The following is a 15543-nucleotide window of genomic DNA, read 5'->3' as shown; positions in this document are numbered from 1 at the left end:
CCGCCGAGCGGGGGGGGGCCGAACATCTGTATCCGCCCCCCCCTCCGCTGCCGCCCGGTGGGGTTCCGGGCGGGGGGGGGGTGTTCGTGTCGCCCCCCCCACCACCGAAAGGGGTGAACCGTCGTAACTTTCCCGCCGCAGTAGCGTTCTGTCGCGCTATAGAAGCGGTGTGTTACGCGGGGTCAGGCTGCGGCCAGCTCCTTGCGGGCCGCGCGGCGTACGGCCGCGAGCGCCGGGTCGAGGGCCGGCACGGCCGCCAGCAGCTGCCGGGTGTACGGGTCGCGGGGGTCCGTGTACACCTGCGCCACGGGGCCCTCCTCGACGATCCGGCCGTGCCGCATCACCACGACCCGGTCGCTGACCTGCCGTACGACAGCGAGATCGTGGGCGATGAAGACCAGGGCGAGCCCCAGCTCCTGCTGGAGTTCCGCCAGCAGCGCGGTCACCTGGGCCTGGGTCGTCACGTCGAGGGCGGAGACCGCCTCGTCGCAGACGATGAGCTCGGGTTCCGCGGCCAGGGCCCTGGCGATCCCGACGCGCTGGCGCTGTCCGCCGCTGAACTCGTGCGGATAGCGGTCGTACTGCTGCGGGTCGAGTCCGACGCGCTCCAGCAGATCCCGTACGCGCGCCCTGATCACGCCTTCGTCGCGCTCCCCGCGCGCCCGCAGCGGGTCGGCGACCGCCTCTCCGACGGATCGGCGCGGGTTGAGCGAGGAGACCGGGTCCTGGAAGACCATCTGCACCCGGTCCGCCCGGGTGAGCCGCCCGGAGGTGGGCTCCAGCAGACCGACGAGCATCCGCCCGAGGGTGGTCTTGCCGCTGCCGCTCTCGCCGACGACGCCGAGCGTCTCGCCCCGGCGGACGGTGAGGGACACTCCGTCGACCGCGGCGGGGCCGGACTTCCGCCGGCCGAACACCTGCCGCAGGTCCTCGGCCTCGACCAGCACTTCTCCCCCGGTGGCCGCCTTCCGGCCGCCGGCTCCGCCTTCCCCGGGGGTGATGCGCGGCACCGCCGACAGCAGTGCCTTCGTGTACGGCTCACGCGGCGCGCCGAGGACCTCGGCCACCGGACCGCGCTCCACGGCGGTCCCCGACCGCATGACCAGGACCTCGTCCACCGATTCCGCCGCCACACCCACGTCATGGGTGACCAGGAGCAGTCCCATGCCCGTCTCGCGGCGCAGGTCGTGCAGCAGGTCGAGGATCTGGGCCTGGACGGTGACGTCCAGCGCGGTCGTCGGCTCGTCGGCGATCAGCAGCTGGGGCTCGCAGGCCAGCGCCATCGCGATGAGCGCCCGCTGGCGCATCCCGCCGGAGAACTCGTGCGGCCGGGACCGGGAGCGGCGTACCGCGTCGGGAATCCCGACCCGGTCGAGCACCTCGACCGCCCTGGCCCGCGCGGCCCGCCGGGAGACGCGGTGGTGGACCCGGTACACCTGGGCGATCTGGTCGCCGACGGCGTAGTACGGGTCGAGCGAGGAGAGCGGGTCCTGGAAGACCATCGCGGCCTTCGCCCCCCGCAGCCCCCGCAGTTCGGCGGCCCCGGCGGCCTGGACGTCCACGCCCGCGACCCGGATGGAGCCGCCGACCTTCGCGCCGGTCCCCCGGTGCAGCCCGAGCAGTGCGTACGCCGACGCGCTCTTGCCGGAGCCGGACTCGCCGACGACGCCGAGCGCGCCGCCCGCCTCCAGCGAGAACGACAGTCCGCGCACCGCGTGCACGTCGCCGAACGAGATCGAGAGATCGGTGACCTCGACCAGACTCATGAGAGCACCACCCGTCGGTCGGCCATCGCCTGGAGGACGTCCGCGACGGCATTGGCAAGGACGACGAAGAATCCGGTGACGAGCACCAGCCCGACGACGACCGGGAGGTCCACCTGCTTGACGGCCTCGACGAGTTCGCGGCCGACCCCGGGGATCCCGAAGAGGGACTCGGTGAGCACCGCACCGCCGAACATGGAGCCGACGTCGAGCGCGCCGAGTGCGATCACCGGGGCCAGCGCGCCGCGCAGGGCGTGCCGTCCGACGATCGTCCGCTCACCGACCCCGTACGCCCTGAAGGTGCGGACATGGTCCTCGGCCAGCGTCTCCAGCATCGAGGCCCGGGTCATCCGGGCGTACGGCGCGGCGGAGATGAGCGCGAGCGAGATCCAGGGCAACAGCAGGTTCCAGGCCCACTGCTCCGGGTCTTCGGTGAAGGGGACGTAGTCGGGGAACGGCAGGATCTGCAGCGCCGTGACACAGATGATGATCAGCAGCAGCCCGATCACGAAGACGGGCGTGGCCATGCCGGCCAGGGTGATCCCGGTGAGGATGCGCTCGGTGACACGGCCGCGCCGCCACACCGAGAGCACCCCGGTGCCGACCCCGAGGACCATCCACAGCACGAAGGCGCCGACGGCGAGCGAGGCGGTGGCGGGCAGCTTGGCGAGGATCAGCTGGGTGACCTGCTGACCGCTCTGGTACGAGAGTCCCAGGCACGGGGCCTGGCAGTGCACCACACCGGTTCCGGTGGAGTAGTCGCGGCCGGCCACCAGGCTCTGGAGGAAGTGCGCGTACTGCACGTACACCGGGTCGCCGAGGCGCAGTTGCTCGCTGACCTGGGCGACCTGCGCGGGCGAGCAGCGCGGCCCGCAGGCGATCTGCGCGACGTTGCCGGGAGCCACGTAGAAGGCCGCGTAGACGACGACACTGAGGGCGAGGAGGACGAAGACCGCACCGCCGAGGCGGCGCAGCAGGAACCCGCTCATGCTCCGGCCTCCTTCTCGCGTCCGGTGCCGATCCGCAGCCGGGAGGCGGCGCGGGGGTCGAGCGCGGTGCGTACGCCCTCACCGAGGACGGTGAGCGCGAGCACGGTGACGAAGAGCAGCAGGGCAGGGATGAGCAGATAGGTGGGCGCGGCCTGGTACCAGGTGTCGGCGTCGCTGAGCATCTGTCCCCAGGACGGTGTGGGCGGCTTGATGCCGACGCCGAGGAACGACAGGGCCGCCTCGACGACGATGTTGGCCGGGAAGAGCAGGACGGCGTACGTGATGACGGGGGCGGCCAGCGCGGGCAGCAGCTCGCGCCGGGCGATCTGCCAGGAACCCCAGCCGCTGAGCCGGGCGGCCGCGACATGGTCGCGCGACTTGAGGGAGAGCGTCTGGGCGCGCACGATCTTCGAGATGCCGGACCAGCCGACCAGGCCGACGATCACGGCGATCAGCACCGGGCGGGGAAAGCCCGCGGGGACGACGGCGAGCGCGCCGAGGGCGGTCACCATGACCGGCAGGGCGACCACGACATCGGTGATCCTGCTCAGCGCCTGGTCGACGAATCGGTTGCCGAGGCCTGCCGAGAGTCCGATGACGACGCCGATGGCCACCTGGAGCACGGTCGCTCCGAGCGCGACCCCGAGCGAGACCCTGGCGCCGTACGCGACACGGGCGAACAGGTCGCGCCCGGTGAGCGGTTCGACGCCGAGCCAGTGCTCGGCGCTGATGCCGCCGAAGGAGCCGATCGGCACCCCGCCGGTGGCGGAGTCGACGAGGCCGGGGTGGTACGTGGTGGGGTTCTGGCCCTCGATGGCCGTGAGCAGGGGCGCGGCGAGCGCGAGGAGGACCAGCAGGGCGACGACGGCCGCCGCCACGAGGGCGGCGCGGTGGGCGCGCAGCCGCCGCCAGAACGGATGGGCCCCGGAGGCGGGGGCCCGGCCGGCCCCCGCCTCCTCGACCAGTAGTGCTTCGGCCATGGTTACTTGACCGCGACCTGCGAGATGTCGAGCACACCGGTCCAGTCGCTGATCACGACGTTCTTGACGGACTCGCCGTACAGGCGCTTGTAGACCGGGTGGAACAGCGGCACGGTCAGCGCCTGCTGACCGACCTTCTTGTCGAGCGCGCCCCAGCGCTTGGCGGCGGCGCTCAGGTCGGTCAGCTTGTTGATCTCGTCGATCTCCTTGTTGACCGAGGGGTCGTTCAGCTGGGCGGAGTTGAAGTTGTACCCGGCCTTGACGATCTGGCGTCCGTCGAAGATCGGCGCGAAGAACGGACCGCCGGAGGGCCAGTCGGCACCCCAGCCGCCGAGGAAGAAGCCGGGCTCGGTCTTCACGTTGTAGACCGTGTCCGAGTAGGCGTTGTCCTCCAGGCCCCGCAGCTTGACCGTGATGCCGGCCTTCTTCAGCGCCTCCTGGAGCGCGGTGGCGATCTCCGGGCTGGTGGCAAAGTTCTTGTCGTTGTTGTGCGTGAGGGTGACCGTCAGCCCGTCGGGGTAGCCGGCCTCCTTCAGCAGTTCCTTCGCCTTGGCCGGGTTGCCGGACTTGCCCGCCGGGAAGGCGTCGTACGGCGTGTGGCCGAAGGACTCCTGGTCGGGCAGGAAGGTGGTTGCGGGCTCGGCGAGGGAGGAGCCGCCGGCGGCGTTGACCACGGAGGTGCGGTCGACGGCGTACGAGATGGCCTGGCGCACCTTCGGGTTGTCGAACGGCTTCACCTTCGGGTTGAAGGCGATGTAGTTCGTGTAGCCGAAGTGGCCGGTGCCGACGCGGGCGGCGAGCTTCTTGTCGCCGCTGACCTTGGCGAGTTCGGCCGGACCGAGGTTGGTGTCGGTGGTGACGGCCGCGGCGTCGGCGCCCTGCGATGCGGACAGCCGCTGGTTGATGACGGCGGAGTCGAGCCCGGAGCGGACGTCGATCCGGTCGGGGTAGGCCTTGCGCTCCTCGTCGGTGCCGGCCGACCAGTAGGTGTTGCGCTCCAGGGTGAGCCGCTCGCCGTCGCCCTCGTTCTTCACGACCTTGTACGGGCCCGAGGAGATCGGGTGCTCCTCGTACTTCGTGCCGGTGTCCTTGGCCTTCGGCACCGGGGTGGTCTGCGTCTGGGTGGCCAGGTACGGGAACTCGCCCTCGGGCTTGACGAGGTGGAAGACGATGGTCTTCGCGTCGGGCGTCTCGATCGAGTCGAGGCCCTTCTTGTCCTTGTACGGGCCCTGGTAGTCGGCCCCGCCGATCAGCCAGTCACGCAGGTAGGGCGCGCCGCCGGAGAGTTCGGCCGCGAAGGAGCGCTCGATGCCGTACTTGATGTCGGCGCTCGTGATGGCGGTGCCGTCCTCGTACTTGAGGCCGTCCTTGAGGGTGTACGTCCAGACCGTGGCGTTCTTGCTGGGCGTGCCCAGGTCGGTCGCCAGGTCGGGGACGACCTTCGAACCCGCCGCGCCGTCCTCCCGGTTGCGGGTGGTGAGCGTACGGAAGACGAGGGAGGGGATGTTGCCGCCGCCGGAGGTGTAGAGCCGCGCGGGGTCGAAGTCCTCCTGCGGGCTGCTGTTGAGGACGGTGAGCGTGCCGCCCTTCTTGGGGGCGCCCGCCGCGCCGGAGGTGTCGTCGCCACCCTTGCTGCTGTCCTCGGGGCCGCAGGCCGCGGCGCCCGCGGCCACGAGAAGTACTACGGCGGCCGCTGCTGTGCGGCGCGATCTGACGGACGGATGACGCATCGGAAGATGACCTCTCGGAGTGCTGCCTGAAGGAAGGAACAGAAGGTGGTTCCGTGCGGGCGGCGACGAGAGGCATGTGCACACAACCGGTCGGAACGAGCGAAGGTGACCGGAACACTGGAACTGCCGCGCCTGCGGACGGAGTACGCCCGGGCGCGGCAGTCGGGGAAAGGCGGTCCGGGCCCTCAGGGGCCCGGACGGGGGCCGACGCGCACGCGGGCAGGCGTCAGTAACAGTCGATGTCGGCGACGCTGTGCCCGGTCACGCCGATGAGCGCCAGCTCAATGGCGGCGCGATCGAAGGTGACGAGGCTGCGTGACATGCCGAGAAATATGGGCGACCGCCCGTCGGAAGTCAACGCAATATGAGACAGCCGTCTCAATATATGGACATCCATTCCGGGAGAGCGCCCCCTCCGGCCGCCCCGCCGACCCGCGCGAGGCCGCCCACAGGCCGTCCGCGAGCCGCCCGTGAGCCACCCCGGCAGACCCGGGACCAGCTCAACCCTGCGGGTACACCCAGGGGTTGGGGCGGCACTTGATGCCGTTGAGGTCGAGCGACTTGGTCTGCTGCTGCATCACCGGAGCGAGGGCACCCTTCGTGCCGCAGCTCACATGGTTGTGCCCCAGCCGGTGTCCGACCTCGTGGTTGATCAGCATCTGGCGGTAGGCGAAGAGCTTGTCCGGCCCGAAGGTGGTGGAGCCCTGGGCCCAGCGGTACGCGTTGATCATCACGCGCTCGGTGGCCGCCGAGTCACAGGAGACGTTGTCCTCGGTCGTGTCCAGACCCGACTTCTCGCACCACTCACCCGTGGTCCCCGGACTGGCCAGCGTGATGACGAAATCCGGCTCCCCGGCGGAGATCCGCTCGAAGGTCATGTCGCCGTCGTGTGCCCAGCTCCGGTCGTCATTGAGGGTTTTCTGCACTGCCTCGGCAAAGAGCGCGGAGTCGAGTCCGAGCCCCTTCTCGACATCGATCCGATAGCGGTACTTGCGCCCCTTGCCCGGAGCCTTCGCCGTGCCGGTGACCGCCGTGAACTTCCCGGAAGCGGTCAGCTCAGGCGCCAGCGGATAGGCCTTGGCCATTTTCTGCTCATACGAAAGGGGCTTGACCTTCTCGGGGGTGGGGGTCGCCCGGACGTCGGAGCGCGAGGCGTCGTCCTCGCTCTCGTCGTCCCGGTCCACACCCGCGGCCTGCGCGGCGCCGGACCGGCCGTCGTTGTCGTGGGCGACCTGCCCCGCCACGACCACCGCGAGCACGGTCGTCACGGCAGCCGCCGCGATGCCGGTGAAGGTGCGCCCCTTACCGCCCTTGCCACCCCTGGCGTCCTTGCCGCCCTTGCCCCCCCGGCCTTCCTGGCTCTCCGTGGCGGGAGCGCCGGCATCCGGCGTGCGCTCGTCCCGCTCGGTGATTGAGCGGTACGGATCCGCCGGCCCGGAGGGCGTTGCGGCCGGACGGCGGGAAGCGGGCGGGGCGGGCGGGCTGTCGAAGGCCTCGACGAACTCGCGGCGCGGCCCCGGCACCAGCGGCCTGGCCGCGGTCGCCTGCGGACCCTGCGGCGCACGCGAAGCCTGTGGACCACGTGGACCCTGCGGTCGTCCCGGCACCTGGGCCGGCCGTTCGCCGTACCTTCCGGCGGGCGTGGCCCCCCAGCCGCCGCCGGGCTCACGCTGCTCGGGGTGGCCGCCGCGCACCTGGGGCGTGCCCCGGAACGGGGTGTGGCCATCGGCGCCGGGAGCACCGTCACCCTGCCGTCTGCGCCGGCCGCTGCCTGCGACGGGCCCGGCGCCCTCGCGCCCCGCTTCCGCGTTCGCCCCGTCCGGCCCGGCCTCGGGCGCCGTGGGCTCAGGGCCCCTTCGGCTGTGTCGTCCCACGCCCCGGATCAGCTCCCCCCGCATTCGTCGAGCAGTTCCCGGAACGCCTGGGCGACCGCCTCCGGGTACTCCATCATCGCCACGTGCCCGGCGTCAGGCAGCGTCAGCAGTCTCGCATCGCGGAAGGCCGCGGACGCCCTGCGCGCCATCCGGGGCGCGACGAGCCTGTCCCGTCCGCCGTAGACGAGCTGGGTCGGCGCGAGCACCCGCTCGGCCTGACGCCACAGCCCGTGCTGACCGCCCAGTGTGTACGCGTCGACGATGCCACGTGCCGAGCGCGCCATCGCGTCCCAGAAGTACGGCAGCGCCAGCCGCCGTTCCATTTCGGCCACCGCGTGACGGAAGGCATCCGCGGAGACACGTGCCGGATCGCCGTAACAGAGTGCCATGACTCCGCGGGTGCGTTCTTCCGCGCTCCAGTCCCGACTCATCCGGGCGAGCAGGGACACAACCCCCGGAACGGCGAGCAGTGCGGTGGGCGCGGCCGTCAGCTGCACCCGGATCTCGGGGAGCGCGGGCGAGATCAGGGTGAGGGTGCGCACCAGGTCGGGACGGACCGCCGCGACCCGGGTCGCCACCGCGCCGCCCAGCGAATTGCCGAACAGATGGACGGGGCCGCGCGCCCCGGCGTCGAGGAAGCGGATCACCGCGCGGGCATGACCGGTGACCGAGTAGTCGCCGTCGTCCGGTGGCGGGGAGTCCCCGAAACCGGGCAGATCGAGCGCCTCGCTGTCCAGCACGTCCTGGAGCAGCGGCATCAGCGCGGTCCAGTTCTGCGAGGAGCCGCCGAGCCCGTGCAGAAAGAGCGCGGGCGGCAGTCCGGTGCGCTCCGGCGGCCGCGAACGGACGGTCAGCGTCAGTCCGGGCAGCGTGACGGAGCGAAGTCTCTCCCCCTCCGCGACTCTGACGGCGCTCACCGCTGGGGCCACCGCTGCGGCGGCGGCACGGACTCCCGGCAGCTCGGTCGAAGACATGCGGCAATGTTACGAGACGATCACACCATGATTCATGTGTTCGCCATCACAGACCGCATGGCGGCTTCGAGGGGTAGCTCCTAGGCTCGGACCAAGGAAGGGAGTCACCATGACGGTCGACCCCAGTGATCCGGAGACCTTCGAGGGCGTCCAGCCGGACGAGCCCGACCAGGAGGCACCCGACGCGGACGCCGCCGAGCAGCGGAAGGACCTGCGCCCGCAGGGCGACGAACCGCTGGCGGACGTCGACCGGGAACGCGCGAACGAGGCGGATGCGGCCGAGCAGGCCCGCGTTGTTCCCCAGGATGAGGACGATTACCGCTGATACGCCCCGCTATGCGGCAGGGGAGTACGGGAACCATGGGTACCGGAGTCGGCCGGTCCGTGAAATTCTGCGTCCGCGCCGCGCATTCCGGGGTTACCCAAAAGTACGATGACGGTATGACGCAGCGTGCACCGAACTGCTGGGTCCGATCACAATTTTGGGAGGCGGCGTGACAGCCATCGAGCAAACCGAGGCGGCGCGCCCGCGGGGCACTCGCCTGCCCCGCCGCGCCCGACGCAACCAGCTCCTGGGGGCCGCGCAGGAGGTCTTCGTCGCGCAGGGCTACCACGCCGCGGCGATGGACGACATCGCGGAGCGGGCCGGAGTCAGCAAGCCGGTGCTCTACCAGCACTTCCCGGGCAAGCTGGAGCTCTATCTGGCCCTGCTCGACCAGCACTGCGAGGCGTTGCTCCTCGCCGTACGCACGGCACTGGCGTCGACCACCGACAACAAGCTGCGTGTGGCCGCGACGATGGACGCCTACTTCGCGTACGTCCAGGACGAGGGCGGCGCCTTCCGGCTGGTCTTCGAGTCGGACCTGACCAACGAGCCCGCCGTGCGCGAGCGGGTCGACCGGGTCTCGCTCCAGTGCGCCGAGGCGATCTCCGACGTGATCGCGGGTGACACGGGGCTGTCCAAGGACGAGTCCATGCTGCTGGCGGTCGGGCTCGGCGGGGTGTCCCAGGTGGTCGCCCGCTACTGGCTCTCCAGCAAGTCCACCATCCCGCGCGAGACCGCGGTACAGCTCCTCACCTCGCTGGCCTGGCGGGGCATCGCGGGCTTCCCCCTGCACGGCATCGATCAGCACTGAGCGGAGCGGCCGGCGCCGGTGTTCGCTGCGGGCGTTGCCCGCCGAGCCCTGCCCGGACCCCGCAGCGGGCTAATGTGTGCTGCGTACGGCGCGGTTCACCGCGCAGGGACTGACCGTCGGAGGGACATAGCCGTGGAGGTCAAGATCGGGGTGCAGCACACGCCCCGGGAGATCGTTCTGGAGAGCGGGCTTTCCGCCGAAGAGGTCGAGAGCGCGGTTTCCGAGGCTCTCGTCGGCAAGGCGCAGCTGCTCAGCCTCACGGACGAGAAGGGCCGCAAGGTCCTGGTGCCGGCCGACCGGATCGCCTACGTGGAGATCGGCGAGCCCAGCACGCGACGGGTGGGGTTCGGCGCGCTGTAGCGGCACGCCCGGACACGGAGACTCCGTGGAAGCGGCCCGGTGGGGGATTCCCCCGCCGGGCCGCTTTCCGTTGTGCCCGGGGGCGGGTCGGACGGCGGGGCCTCCGTCACCGCCCGGGGCGCTCTCCGCCGTGCCCGGGGTGCGGCAGCCCGTCCCGTCGGCGGGCCGTTTCCTGTGCGTCGACTGAGCGAAGCCTGTCCTCGGGAGGGTTGTCCCCAGCTGCCCAGGGGTAGTACGCCCTACGACCGATTTGCCCGCCCCCGCACCTGCGAGGTGATCGTCTGTGATCTTGGAAACCCTGGGCTCCGTCGTGCTCGGACTCGCCCTCTCCTGGGCGGCCCTGCGCGCCCTGTCGCCCCGGCTCCCCTCCCGTCGCTCCGTGCTCGGCACCGGCGCGCTGGGGGCCCTGTTCGGCGCCTGGCTCACGCACTCGGTGCTGGGGCCGGGACACGCGGCCGCCACCCTGGTGGGCTCGGTGCTGATCTCCGCGGTGACGCTGTCGCTGCTGCTGAGGCCGCGCAGACGCCGGCTCGGCCGGTCGGCGGCAGCCTGAGGCCGCCGCCGACGGAAGGCGCTACGTCCGGAAAACGCTCTATGCCGCCAGCCCCAGAGCGGCCATCCGCTTGGTGTGCGCCTCCGTGATCCGGGAGAACATCCGGCCGACCTCGGCCAGATCGAAACCGTCCGCCATCCCGCCCACCAGCATGGTCGACAGCGCGTCACGGTCGGCCACCACCCGCTGCGCCTGCGACAGCGCCTCGCCCATCAGCCGGCGCGCCCACAGCGCGAGCCGGCCGCCGAGCCTCGGGTCGGCCTCGATCGCGGCGCGGACCTTCTCGACGGCGAAGTTCCCGTGCCCCGTGTCGTCGAGTACGGCAAGGACGAGGGAGCGGGTGTCCGAGTCGAGCCGGGCCGCGACCTCACGGTAGAAGTCACTGGCGATCGAGTCGCCGACATAGGCCTTCACCAGGCCCTCCAGCCAGTCCGAAGGCGCGGTCATACGGTGGAAGTCGTCGAGGGCCTTGGCGAACGGCTCCATGGCACCGGTCGGCTCCACCTCGATCGCGGTCAGCCGGTCCGTCAACCGCTCGAAGTGATGGAATTCCGCGGAGGCCATCTTCGCCAGCTCCGCCTTGTCCGCCAGGGTCGGCGCGAGTTTCGCGTCCTCGGCGAGCCGCTCGAAGGCTGCCAGTTCCCCGTAGGCGAGTGCTCCCAGCAGGTCGACGACGGCGGCCCGGTACTGCGGCTCCGCGGACGCGGTGGCCCAGTCCTGGTCGGCGATCTTGGTGGATGCGGGGGTTTCCGTGGCGTTGTCAGGCGTCTCCATGGAGCGCAGAATAGCCCGCCCGCCGAGGGGTGCAGGGGCCCGGCCGCCGACTGACGTCACACCGTTCCGATGAATTCGCCCAACACAGATGCGCGAATCCGGGGTACAGTGGTATTGCGCTTACTGAGCATTTTGCAACTGCTCGTTGCGCGAAATTGAATGAGGATGCCCGGTCGGTGGCCCGATCGGCTCCGACCCGACAGCCCTCCACGCGGGGCGTACGACACGTACGACCGCAGATGAGGGGCCCCCTCAGCGGCACGAGCGCTCGAGCGACGGCAGTGGTCCCGCGCCACCCGGCCCATCCACGGCCGGATGACCAACCCCGGCACGGTACGACCCCCTTCGTTCGCCTCGGACCGCGTTTCACAGAAGAGGCAGCACCCTGACTACGTTCCGAGACCTCGGGATCCTTTCCGAGACGGCCGAAGCCCTTGAAGCTGTCGGCATCACCTCCCCCTTCCCCATCCAGGAGATGACGCTCCCCGTAGCGCTCTCCGGCTCCGATGTCATCGGACAGGCCAAGACCGGCACCGGCAAGACGCTCGGTTTCGGCCTGCCGCTGCTGGAGCGCGTCACCGTCCTCGCGGACGTCGAGGCGGGCCGGGCCAAGCCCGAGAAGCTGACCGACGCCCCGCAGGCGCTGATCGTCGTCCCGACCCGCGAGCTCTGCCAGCAGGTCACGAACGACCTGCAGACCGCCGGCAAGGTGCGTAACGTCCGCGTTCTCGCCATCTACGGCGGCCGGGCGTACGAGCCCCAGGTCGAGGCCCTCAAGAAGGGCGTCGACGTGATCGTCGGCACGCCGGGCCGTCTGCTCGACCTGGCCGGCCAGCGCAAGCTCGACCTGTCGCAGATCCGCGCCCTCGTTCTCGACGAGGCCGACGAGATGCTCGACCTGGGCTTCCTGCCCGATGTCGAGCGCATCATCACGATGCTGCCAGCGAAGCGCCAGACGATGCTGTTCTCGGCGACCATGCCGGGCGCGGTCATCAGCCTCGCGCGCCGCTACATGTCGCAGCCGACGCACATCAACGCCACGTCGCCCGACGACGAGGGCACGACCGTCAAGAACACCGCGCAGTTCGTCTACCGCGCGCACAACATGGACAAGCCCGAGATGGTCTCGCGCATCCTGCAGGCCAACGGCCGCGGGCTCGCGATGATCTTCTGCCGCACCAAGCGCACCGCGGCCGACATCGCCGAGCAGCTGGAGAGGCGTGGCTTCGCCTCCGGCGCGGTCCACGGCGACCTCGGCCAGGGCGCACGCGAGCAGGCGCTGCGCGCCTTCCGCAACGGCAAGGTCGATGTGCTCGTCTGCACCGACGTCGCCGCCCGCGGTATCGATGTCGAGGGTGTCACCCACGTCATCAACTACCAGTCGCCCGAGGACGAGAAGACCTATCTGCACCGGATCGGCCGGACCGGCCGCGCGGGTGCCAAGGGCATCGCGATCACGCTGGTCGACTGGGACGACATCCCGCGCTGGCAGCTGATCAACAAGGCCCTGGACCTGAAGTTCCCGGACCCGCCCGAGACGTACTCCACGTCGCCCCACCTGTACGAGGAGCTCGACATCCCGGCCGGCACCAAGGGTGTCCTGCCGCGTGCCGAGCGGACCCGTGCCGGTCTGCGGGCCGAGGAGGTCGAGGACCTCGGCGAGACGGGCGGCCGTGGCCGCAAGTCCGCCGCGTCGGCCCCCGCGGTCCGCGAGGAGCGTGCCCCGCGTACGCCGCGTCAGCGTCGTCGCACCCGGGGCGGCGCCGGCACGGAGGAGAGCACCGCGACGGTGTCCGCACCGGCCGCGGTGGCCGTCGAGGCACCCGAGGCCGCCGAGAGCCCCTCCGAGCCGCGCACCCCGCGCCGCCGCCGGCGCAGCCGTGTCGGTGCCGCGGACCTCGCGGCCGAGGCCGCGGTGGCCGTGGCCGAGGCTCCGGCCGTGGTCGTCGACGTCGAGCCCGCCCCCGAGGCCGCGCCGAAGAAGCGGACCAGGACCAGGGCCGCCAAGGTCAAGGACGCAGCCGAGGTGGAGGTCACGGTCGACGCCGAGGCGGAGACGGTCGCCGAGGCGAAGCCGCGCCGCCGTCGCGCCCGGGTCGTCAAGCCGGTGACGGAGGAGGTCGACTTCCAGATCGCTCCCGTGGCCGAGCCCGCGCCCGTTGCCGCAGCGGTGACCAAGCCGCGCCGCCGCGCCCGGGTCATCAAGCCCGTCGAGGACGAGGTCGACTTCCAGATCGCGCCGATCGCCGAGCCCGAGTCGGACTCCAGGGCGCGCCGCCGCCCCCGTGCCGCGGCTAAGCCGACGACGGAGACGGTGGCCCAGGCACCCGCCGCCGAGGGCGAGGCCAAGCCGCGCCGGCGCCGGGCCCCCAGGACGGCTGCCGCCAAGTCCGAGGGCTGAGCGCGCACCACACGTCAAGAATCGCCGGACGGGCCCGAGGGATCGACTCGGGCCCGTCCGGCGTTCCGGCGCAGGACGGGCCCGGCGCAGGACGGGCCTTGCCCCCCGGTCGTAACCTCGTGCCATGAGCAGGCCACCCACCTTCACCCCGCCTCCCTGTGCCCGTCCCCGCGCGCTGCGCACCGAGCGCGGGGACTTCGCCGTGCTGGACGCCGTGCCGCGTACCCGGTCACGGGGCACCGTCCTTCTGCTGCCCGGTTACACCGGCAGCAAGGAGGACTTCATCGCACTGCTGCAACCGCTGTCCGACGCCGGCTACCGCGCCGTCACCGTCGACGGGCGCGGACAGTACGAGAGCGACGGAACGGACCGTCAGGAGGATTACGCCCAGGACGAGTTGGCCCGGGACGTGCTCGCACAGACAGCCGCGCTCGGCCTGGACGGCGGCGCGGTCGACCTGCTCGGCCACTCGCTCGGCGGGCAGATCGCGCGCGCCGCCGTGCTCCTGGACGCCGCTCCGTTCCGTTCGCTCACGCTGATGTCCTCCGGGCCCGCCGAGGTCGTCGAGGCCCAGCAGATCAAGCTGAAGATCCTCGGTGACGCGCTCGCCACGATGAGCATGGACGACGTCTGGGCCGCCATGCGCGCCTTCGACCCGCCGGCCGAGGCCGACACCGGTGGCGAGGAGCTGCGGCGGCGCTGGCTGCGCCACCACCCCGCACAGCTGATCGCCACCGGCCGCCGGCTCGCCACCGAACCCGACCGGGTGGCCGAGCTGGCCGCCGCCGGGCTTCCGGTCCATGTGATCTCCGGCGAACGCGACGACGTCTGGCCGGTCCCGCTGCTCGACGCGATGGCGGTGCGCCTCGGCGCGCGCCGGACCCGGATCGAGGGCGCCGAGCACTCCCCCAACACGGACCGGCCGGGGCCGACGGCGTCCGCGCTCGTCTCCTTCTGGGACAGCCTCTGAGCGGCTGCGAGAACACGGGGGCGTGCGCGGGAGCGGTCGGCGTCAGTACTGCGACTGGAGGTGCTGCCAGAAGCCGTCCCGCAGCGCCCGGCGCAGATGGGCGTGGCCGCGCAGCGAGTGCTTGAGCATCCGCTCGGCCTCGACCAGCAGATCCTGGTCGACGGAGCCAGGCAGATACGGATGCCCCGGCAGCAGATCGGCCAGGGACTCACGGCCGCGGGAAGAGAGCCAGGTGGCGGCGATCTGCGCGCCGACGAAGCGGACGTCCTCGCGCGAGGGCGCGGGGGCGTCCTCCTCATAGGTGGTGACGGGGCGTCTGGTCACGTAGGGACGGCAGAAGTCGAGGTCGAAGGTGCGCTGACTGTCGACCTCCCAGAGCAGCGGTTCGGCCTGGTTGCGCCCCTCCCCGGCCTCGATTCCCCACAGGTGGACCCGGGCCCCGTACCCCTGCGCGGCCTCGACCGCCGACACCAGGTCCTCGTCGCCGCCGACCAGCGCGGCATCGCTGATGGCACGGTGGCGGGCGAGGGATTCGAGGTCGGTGCGGATGAGCGAGTCGACGCCCTTCTGCTGGTTGTTGGCGTTGAGGTTGCCCAGCCTGACCTTGACGTCGGGGAGTTCGGCGATGGACTGCTGCTCGACGGTGTGGATCCGGCGCCTGGCCCCGTCGTACCAGTACACGCGCAGCAGCCTGCTGTCCGCGAAGATGGTGCGGGCCTTGTCGATGAAGGCCTCGATCAGCCCCTCGGAGTCGAGGTCGAAGGAGCGCCGGTCCTCGGTACCGGTGACGAGCAGTCCGGCCGCGGCGTATACGTAGCCCGCGTCCACGAAGATCGCGTGGGTCGACGGGGTCTTCGACACCTCGGCGAGTACCCGCTTGAGCAGTTCGTTGGTGCGGTCCAGGCGATCGACGATCTCCGCGTCGTTCATGCGGGCCTCGTCGCGGAGAACGTCGTCCGCGCATGCTCGGTTACCTGCTGGTACTTAGACATCCAAAAAATTTCCTTAGCGTAGGGAATGATTGCAGGGGGCAAGCCGT

Annotated in this window: 15 protein-coding genes; 6 read left to right on the top strand and 9 right to left on the bottom strand. The window is 71.3% G+C overall.

Features of this window, described 5'->3' with window-relative positions; all coding sequences use genetic code 11:
- Positions 1-182: 182 nt before the first annotated feature.
- The 7 genes from ACZ4LX_RS32230 to ACZ4LX_RS32200 form a co-directional block, all read right to left on the bottom strand.
- A complete protein-coding gene (locus tag ACZ4LX_RS32230; protein ID WP_467650454.1) occupies positions 183-1766 on the bottom strand; it encodes a dipeptide ABC transporter ATP-binding protein in 1584 nt (527 codons plus the stop codon).
- Positions 1763-2752 carry an ABC transporter permease gene (locus ACZ4LX_RS32225; RefSeq protein WP_467650453.1) on the bottom strand — a complete coding sequence of 330 codons (990 nt, stop codon included), beginning with the start codon at positions 2750-2752 and terminating at the stop codon, positions 1763-1765. Before ACZ4LX_RS32225 ends, ACZ4LX_RS32230 begins: the two co-directional genes overlap by 4 nt.
- Positions 2749-3732, bottom strand: a complete 984-nt coding sequence (locus ACZ4LX_RS32220) for an ABC transporter permease (protein WP_467650452.1) — start codon at positions 3730-3732, stop codon at positions 2749-2751. Before ACZ4LX_RS32220 ends, ACZ4LX_RS32225 begins: the two co-directional genes overlap by 4 nt.
- Positions 3733-3734: 2 nt before the next feature.
- Complete coding sequence (locus ACZ4LX_RS32215; RefSeq protein WP_467650451.1) at positions 3735-5462, bottom strand: ABC transporter substrate-binding protein; 1728 nt, start codon at positions 5460-5462, stop codon at positions 3735-3737.
- Positions 5463-5688: 226 nt separating this feature from the next.
- Entirely contained in the window at positions 5689-5784 is a 96-nt protein-coding gene (locus tag ACZ4LX_RS32210) for an Ms4533A family Cys-rich leader peptide (protein WP_467650450.1), read from the bottom strand.
- Between the two features lie 178 nt (positions 5785-5962).
- Positions 5963-7360, bottom strand: a complete 1398-nt coding sequence (locus ACZ4LX_RS32205; protein WP_467650449.1) for a DUF3152 domain-containing protein — start codon at positions 7358-7360, stop codon at positions 5963-5965.
- Complete coding sequence (locus tag ACZ4LX_RS32200; protein WP_467650448.1) at positions 7345-8310, bottom strand: alpha/beta fold hydrolase; 966 nt, start codon at positions 8308-8310, stop codon at positions 7345-7347. Before ACZ4LX_RS32200 ends, ACZ4LX_RS32205 begins: the two co-directional genes overlap by 16 nt.
- 109 nt (positions 8311-8419) lie before the next feature.
- Here ACZ4LX_RS32200 and ACZ4LX_RS32195 point away from each other — a divergent pair, with 109 nt between their 5' ends.
- The 4 genes from ACZ4LX_RS32195 to ACZ4LX_RS32180 all read left to right on the top strand — a co-directional run bounded on the left by ACZ4LX_RS32195 (position 8420) and on the right by ACZ4LX_RS32180 (position 10359).
- Positions 8420-8635: a hypothetical protein gene (locus ACZ4LX_RS32195; RefSeq protein ID WP_467650447.1), complete on the top strand. Its 216-nt coding sequence runs from the start codon at positions 8420-8422 to the stop codon at positions 8633-8635.
- Between the two features lie 169 nt (positions 8636-8804).
- Positions 8805-9446: a TetR/AcrR family transcriptional regulator gene (locus ACZ4LX_RS32190; protein ID WP_467650446.1), complete on the top strand. Its 642-nt coding sequence runs from the start codon at positions 8805-8807 to the stop codon at positions 9444-9446.
- Between the two features lie 132 nt (positions 9447-9578).
- Positions 9579-9806: a DUF3107 domain-containing protein gene (locus tag ACZ4LX_RS32185; RefSeq protein ID WP_384136706.1), complete on the top strand. Its 228-nt coding sequence runs from the start codon at positions 9579-9581 to the stop codon at positions 9804-9806.
- Positions 9807-10089: 283 nt separating this feature from the next.
- Positions 10090-10359: a hypothetical protein gene (locus ACZ4LX_RS32180; protein WP_467650445.1), complete on the top strand. Its 270-nt coding sequence runs from the start codon at positions 10090-10092 to the stop codon at positions 10357-10359.
- Positions 10360-10398: 39 nt separating this feature from the next.
- Here ACZ4LX_RS32180 and ACZ4LX_RS32175 read toward each other — a convergent pair whose 3' ends face one another.
- On the bottom strand, positions 10399-11133 hold the full coding sequence (locus tag ACZ4LX_RS32175) for a ferritin-like fold-containing protein (RefSeq protein ID WP_467650444.1): 735 nt from the start codon (positions 11131-11133) through the stop codon (positions 10399-10401).
- 475 nt (positions 11134-11608) lie between these two features.
- On the opposite strand from ACZ4LX_RS32175, the gene ACZ4LX_RS32170 reads away from it, so the two are divergent.
- Positions 11609-13534, top strand: a complete 1926-nt coding sequence (locus ACZ4LX_RS32170) for a DEAD/DEAH box helicase (protein ID WP_467650443.1) — start codon at positions 11609-11611, stop codon at positions 13532-13534.
- A 124-nt stretch (positions 13535-13658) separates the two neighbouring features.
- A complete protein-coding gene (locus ACZ4LX_RS32165) occupies positions 13659-14504 on the top strand; it encodes an alpha/beta fold hydrolase (RefSeq protein WP_467650442.1) in 846 nt (281 codons plus the stop codon).
- A 42-nt stretch (positions 14505-14546) separates the two neighbouring features.
- Here ACZ4LX_RS32165 and ACZ4LX_RS32160 read toward each other — a convergent pair whose 3' ends face one another.
- Entirely contained in the window at positions 14547-15434 is an 888-nt protein-coding gene (locus ACZ4LX_RS32160; protein WP_467650441.1) for an NYN domain-containing protein, read from the bottom strand.
- Between the last annotated feature and the right edge of the window lie 109 nt (positions 15435-15543).

Source organism: Streptomyces sp. NPDC026062 (assembly GCF_055568375.1).
This window is presented reverse-complemented; position numbering and strand designations above follow the sequence as displayed.

Bases quoted from the DNA above. Each gene is read 5' to 3' on its own strand.
- ACZ4LX_RS32230 (WP_467650454.1), bottom strand. From the start codon at position 1,766: ATGAGTCTGGTCGAGGTCACCGATCTCTCGATCTCGTTCGGCGACGTG.
- ACZ4LX_RS32225 (WP_467650453.1), bottom strand. From the start codon at position 2,752: ATGAGCGGGTTCCTGCTGCGCCGCCTCGGCGGTGCGGTCTTCGTCCTC.
- ACZ4LX_RS32220 (WP_467650452.1), bottom strand. From the start codon at position 3,732: ATGGCCGAAGCACTACTGGTCGAGGAGGCGGGGGCCGGCCGGGCCCCC.
- ACZ4LX_RS32215 (WP_467650451.1), bottom strand. From the start codon at position 5,462: ATGCGTCATCCGTCCGTCAGATCGCGCCGCACAGCAGCGGCCGCCGTA.
- ACZ4LX_RS32210 (WP_467650450.1), bottom strand. From the start codon at position 5,784: ATGTCACGCAGCCTCGTCACCTTCGATCGCGCCGCCATTGAGCTGGCG.
- ACZ4LX_RS32205 (WP_467650449.1), bottom strand. From the start codon at position 7,360: ATGCGGGGGGAGCTGATCCGGGGCGTGGGACGACACAGCCGAAGGGGC.
- ACZ4LX_RS32200 (WP_467650448.1), bottom strand. From the start codon at position 8,310: ATGTCTTCGACCGAGCTGCCGGGAGTCCGTGCCGCCGCCGCAGCGGTG.
- ACZ4LX_RS32195 (WP_467650447.1), top strand. From the start codon at position 8,420: ATGACGGTCGACCCCAGTGATCCGGAGACCTTCGAGGGCGTCCAGCCG.
- ACZ4LX_RS32175 (WP_467650444.1), bottom strand. From the start codon at position 11,133: ATGGAGACGCCTGACAACGCCACGGAAACCCCCGCATCCACCAAGATC.
- ACZ4LX_RS32170 (WP_467650443.1), top strand. From the start codon at position 11,609: ATGACGCTCCCCGTAGCGCTCTCCGGCTCCGATGTCATCGGACAGGCC.
- ACZ4LX_RS32165 (WP_467650442.1), top strand. From the start codon at position 13,659: ATGAGCAGGCCACCCACCTTCACCCCGCCTCCCTGTGCCCGTCCCCGC.
- ACZ4LX_RS32160 (WP_467650441.1), bottom strand. From the start codon at position 15,434: ATGAACGACGCGGAGATCGTCGATCGCCTGGACCGCACCAACGAACTG.